The organism is Phaeobacter sp. 11ANDIMAR09 (assembly GCF_001294455.1).
Taxonomy (GTDB): Bacteria; Pseudomonadota; Alphaproteobacteria; order Rhodobacterales; family Rhodobacteraceae; genus Pseudophaeobacter.
On the sequence record NZ_LIKT01000078.1, the window covers coordinates 1 to 1821 of the forward strand.

General features: G+C 55.4%; 2 protein-coding genes and 1 pseudogene. 1 reads left to right on the forward strand and 2 read right to left on the reverse strand.

What is annotated here, in order from left to right; all coding sequences use genetic code 11:
- Positions 1 to 1254 (reverse strand): IS21 family transposase (gene istA, locus AN476_RS22140; RefSeq protein ID WP_253279976.1); only part of this gene is annotated, 1254 nt, incomplete at its 3' end.
- A gap of 251 nt (positions 1255 to 1505) precedes the next feature.
- Between istA and AN476_RS23675 the strand changes: the two are divergent.
- A pseudogene (locus tag AN476_RS23675) lies at positions 1506 to 1583 on the forward strand (hypothetical protein); the annotation flags it as partial.
- A 16-nt stretch (positions 1584 to 1599) separates the two neighbouring features.
- Here the strand turns inward: AN476_RS23675 and AN476_RS23475 are convergent.
- The coding region (locus tag AN476_RS23475) for a hypothetical protein (RefSeq protein ID WP_253279975.1) at positions 1600 to 1821 on the reverse strand (222 nt) is incomplete at its 5' end.

The window sequence follows — 1821 nt, forward strand, 5'->3', positions numbered from 1 at the left end:
GAGGGCAGATTTTGCGACATGAGGTGATTGTTGGGGTCGAGCAGCTGAGCCTCCCCAACTGAACTGGTCCGCCCCTATGTTTAGGAAACGGAGGGGCTTTGTTGCACAAATTGTAAACATGCACTGCCGGGGCAGTGGATGAGACCGCTCGATGATCCGCGCATGCTCGCAGACCGTTTGCCCCTCAGCGATGACAACCAGCCGATCAGGGTAGACATGCAGGCTGATACGGCGGTTCGCAAAGCTGGCGGGCACGCTGTAGCGATTGCGTTCGAAGGTAATCAGACAGGTCGGGGACACACGCTTGCTGTGTTCGATAAAGCCATCAAAGGCTGGCGGAAGTGCCATCAGCATGGGCTTCTCGGCTTCCCAAACGTCAGCGATGGACCCCGGTAAGGCTTTGTGTGGTGTCTCTGTCCAGAGCGCGACGCAACGATCTTCGAGCCACTGGTTCAGTTCGTCCAGATCGGCAAAGATGGGCATGACCTGCCACATGCGGTTACGCGCATCTTGTACGTTCTTCTCAACCTGACCCTTTTCCCAGCCCGCTGCCGGATTGCAGAACTCAGGTTCAAAGACATAGTGGCTGGCCATGGCTTTGAAGCGTGCATTGATGTCGCGTTGCTTGCCTTTGCCAACGCGGTCTACCGCCGTCTTCATATTGTCATAGATGCCACGTCCGGGGACGCCGCCAAAAACCCTGAACGCATGCCAATGAGCGTCGAACAGCATCTCATGCGTTTGCAGCGGATAAGCGCGCACCAGGAACGCGCGGCTGTGTGACAGTTTGATATGCGCGACCTGAAGTTTGACCCGCTCACCGCCGATGTTGGCCCAGTCCTCGCTCCAATCGAATTGGAACGCTTCGCCGGGTTGGAATACCAAAGGCACATAGGTGCCGCGCCCCGTCGTCTGTTCCGCTCGATGCCGATCATCACGCCACGCCCGGGCGAAAGCCACCACGCGTTCATAGGAGCCGTCATATCCCAGCTTCACCAGATCAGCATGCATTTGCTTCACTGTCCGCCGCTCTTTGCGTGACTTCCGCGTCTGGATCAAAAGCCAAGCGGACAAACGATCCGCGTATGGGTCCAATTTGCTTGGACGCTTGGGCGTCTTGAACTTCGGCTCAACCGCGCCTTCGCGCAGATACTTCTTGATAGTATTCCGGGACAAACCCGTCCGCCGGGCGATCTCGCGTATTGGCATTTTGTCACGCAATGCCCAGCGTCTGATGACACTCAAAAATCCCATGTCGATCACTCCAAATCCCCCCAACCAAAAACGTCGGGGAAGTGTGTTCACATGGGTCAATTCTCAGTGACAATTTATGGGCATACCGGGTCAGTTCTCAGTGACAATCAACAGACTCGGTCTCGGACGAAAAATGTGAATCGGCATGTAAAATTGACCCACTTAGGTGGGTTATGAGCGATTAAACTTGACCCACCTGCAATCGTCTAAAATCCGCGCAAATTGTGCGGAGGAAAGAGCAGGTGTTATTGATGGAAAGTGTATCGAAGATCCGAGTTTGGGTTCTGAATGAGGGCCGCAGCATCCGATCTGTGGCGCGGGCGACGGGATTGTCGCGGAATACGATCAAGAAGTATCTGAAGGATGCGCGTCCTCCCAGCTACCAACGTCAGGCTCCGCCGGTTCGGTACAATTTGTGTGACGGTTTTGATCTTCGTCTTCAGGAGCTGTTCGATCAGGATATGAAGCGACCGCGACGGGAACGGCGGACGGCGGACGGCCCAGAAGCTTTATGAGCAGCTTGTGGTGGAAGGCTACACCGGTTCTTATTCGCCGGTTCAGCGCTTT